Below are 2,871 nucleotides of genomic sequence, written 5' to 3' on the forward strand. Positions count from 1 at the left end.
TGCGCCAATCAATCAGTGATTTCTGTAGAACGAAAGTCGTCGTCGCCAGCAGCGCCGCCGCCCTCGTTCAGTGAGCGGGTTATAGATCCCACCACACTTTGAAGTCAACAGGGATTTTCAAAAAACTGTCATTTTTCTCGAGACCTGCCCAAGACAGGTGAATTCCGGCCATAAAATAAGCAGCGATTAACGAAAGGGCAGCGTCGAAGCTCCTAAAAACCCATTTTACGCGGGGATTCCGCGTTGTTAGGGTGAGATCTGTTTCTGGCGGCTGGAGTGGGACATGCTTGTATTGAATGAAGTGCAGACACGGGATGCGTTGCCGTTTGCAGAACTCATCGCGGCAATCGAAACGATGTTCAAAAGCGACTGCGTCATGCCGGTGCGCCATCATCATGAGATGGTGGTGCCGGGTGAAGCAAATGCGGTCATGCTGCTGATGCCAGCCTGGGTGCCGGGCGACCATATCGGCGTGAAGATCCTCAATCTGTTTCCCGACAATCACCTCCGGTCCCTGTCGACCATCTTCGGCAGCTACCTTCTTTCATCGGGCAAGACCGGGGAGATGCTGGCGATCGTCGAGGGCGGCGAACTGACCGCGCGGCGCACCGCAGCGACCTCGGCGCTCGCCGCCCGATATCTTGCGCGGGAAGATGCGGAGGTCATGCTGATGGTCGGAACCGGCCGGCTTTCGCTCAACCTAATGCAGGCCCATGCGATCACACGGCCGCTCAAACATTTCCGCATCTGGGGGCGTCATATAGAGAAGGCCGAAGAAACTGCGCATGAGGCACGGATGCTCGGGCTCGACGCGGTGGCCGTCAAGGATCTCGCTGTCGCGACCGGACAGGCGGACATCATTTCCTGCGCGACGTTATCGAACGAGCCGCTGATCCGCGGCGAATGGCTGAAGCCGGGCGCGCATCTGGACCTCGTCGGCGCCTTCAAACCGGACATGCGCGAGAGCGACGACGAGGCGGTGCGGCGCGCTTCGGTTTTCGTCGATACGCGTGCCGGCGCCATGAAGGAAGGCGGCGACATCGTTCTGCCGCTTGCAAGCGGCGCGCTATCGAAAGACGGGATCAAGGCGGAACTTGCCGAACTCGCGCATGGAAAACATCCCGGCCGCACAAGCGCGGACGAGATCACGCTCTTCAAATCGGTCGGCGCAGCGCTCGAGGATCTTGCCGGAGCGATCCTTGCCTATAACCGGGTCAGCGGACAGGTTTCGCGCTGATGACCGCAGCGCAAGGTGCGGGCCCGATCACAAGGAGCCTGCCGAGACTTCCCGTTACCGAAGTGCTGGGCATTATAATGGAAGCGCTGGCCCAAGGCACACGTGCCGTACTCTCAGCACCGCCGGGTGCCGGCAAGACGACGCTGGTGCCGCTCGCGCTGCTCGACCAGGCCTGGTGCACGGGAAAGATCATCCTGCTCGAACCGCGACGGCTGGCGGCGCGCGCAGCCGCGTCCCGGATGGCGTCGCTGCTTGGTGAGCAGGTGGGGGATCGGGTCGGTTACCGGATGCGGCTCGACAATAAGGTCTCGGCGAAGACCCGGATCGAAGCGGTGACAGAAGGCGTTTTCGCCCGGATGATTCTTGACGATCCGGAGCTGAACGGCGTTTCCACGGTTATTTTCGACGAGTTTCACGAGCGATCGCTCGACGCGGATTTCGGTCTGGCACTGGCGCTCGATGTGCAATCGGCATTGCGCGACGATCTGAAGATCCTCGTCATGTCGGCGACATTGGATGTGGACCGTGTGGCGGGCCTGCTTGGCGAGCCTCCTGTCATCAAGAGCGAAGGCCGGATTTTTCCGATCGACATCCAACATCGCGACCGCGCACCGAACGAAAGGATCGAGGACGCGATGACGCGGGCGATCGTCGAGGCGCACGCGAATGACACGGGTTCCATCCTCGCTTTCCTGCCGGGCCAGGCGGAAATCCTGCGCACGGCCGAGCGGCTTGTGGGGCGGTTCGGGCCGGAGACCGTGGTCGTGCCGCTTTATGGCAATCTTTCCCAGAGGGAGCAGGATCTGGCGATCAGGCCGGCACCCGCCGGACAGCGCAAGATCGTGCTGGCCACATCGATCGCCGAAACCTCCATTACTATAGACGGAGTCCGGATCGTCATCGACAGCGGGCTGCAGCGCCTGCCGGTATTCGAGCCCTCGACGGGCATCACCCGGCTGGAGACGGTGCGTGTTTCTCGCGCCTCGGCCGACCAGCGGGCGGGTCGAGCCGGCCGTACGGAACCGGGCATCGCGATGCGCCTCTGGCATCCGGGACAGACGGCAGCGCTGCAGGCGTTCACGCCGCCGCAGATTCTCGCGAGCGACCTTTCCGGTCTGGTTCTCGATCTTGCCCATTGGGGCGTCCAGGATCCGAAGGGACTTGCGTTTCTCGATCCGCCTCCCGGGCCGGCCTTCAACGAGGCAAAGGTGCTGCTGACCCAGCTCGGCGCACTCGACCCCCAGGGCGGGCTGACGGAAAAGGGCCGGCTGATGCGGGAACTGGCGCTTCCGCCCAGGCTATCGGCCATGGCGATCTCCGCGGCGGAAGAGGGTTTCGGCAGGCAAGCAAGCCTGCTTGCCGTGCTTCTGACCGAACAAGGTCTTGGTGGCAGCGACATCGATCTCGACGAACGGCTGCGGCGGTTCCGCAACGAACGTGGCGAGAGGGCGGATGCGGCCCGTAAACTTGCCGATCGGATTTTCTCGAACCTGCCGAAGCGATCGCAGTCGACGGAAACGGTTCTGGCGGGGCGGCTTCTCCTGCATGCCTATCCGGACCGGATCGCGCTGCAGCGCGGCGGGCGCGGGCGTTTCGTGATGGCGAACGGGCGCGGCGCGGAACTGCAGGAGACC

The 2,871-nt window shown here is 62.7% G+C and carries 2 protein-coding genes; both read left to right on the forward strand.

Annotation, left to right across the window (positions count from 1 at the left end; all coding sequences use genetic code 11):
• Nucleotides 1-283: 283 nt before the first annotated feature.
• The gene (locus tag MOV61_RS29365; RefSeq protein WP_247139109.1) at nt 284-1,237 is read left to right on the forward strand and encodes an ornithine cyclodeaminase family protein; all 954 of its coding nucleotides are present in this window, start codon (nt 284-286) and stop codon (nt 1,235-1,237) included.
• On the forward strand, nt 1,237-2,871 hold a 1,635-nt coding region (hrpB, locus tag MOV61_RS29370; RefSeq protein ID WP_247139110.1), incomplete at its 3' end, for an ATP-dependent helicase HrpB. The genes MOV61_RS29365 and hrpB, both read left to right, overlap by 1 nt.

Origin of the sequence: Neorhizobium sp. BETTINA12A (assembly GCF_023006485.1) — a bacterium.
In the GTDB taxonomy this organism is placed as follows: domain Bacteria; phylum Pseudomonadota; class Alphaproteobacteria; order Rhizobiales; family Rhizobiaceae; genus Neorhizobium.

What these genes read in the sequence shown, in the direction of transcription:
- MOV61_RS29365 (WP_247139109.1), top strand. Translation starts at nt 284, where the DNA reads ATGCTTGTATTGAATGAAGTGCAGACACGGGATGCGTTGCCGTTTGCA.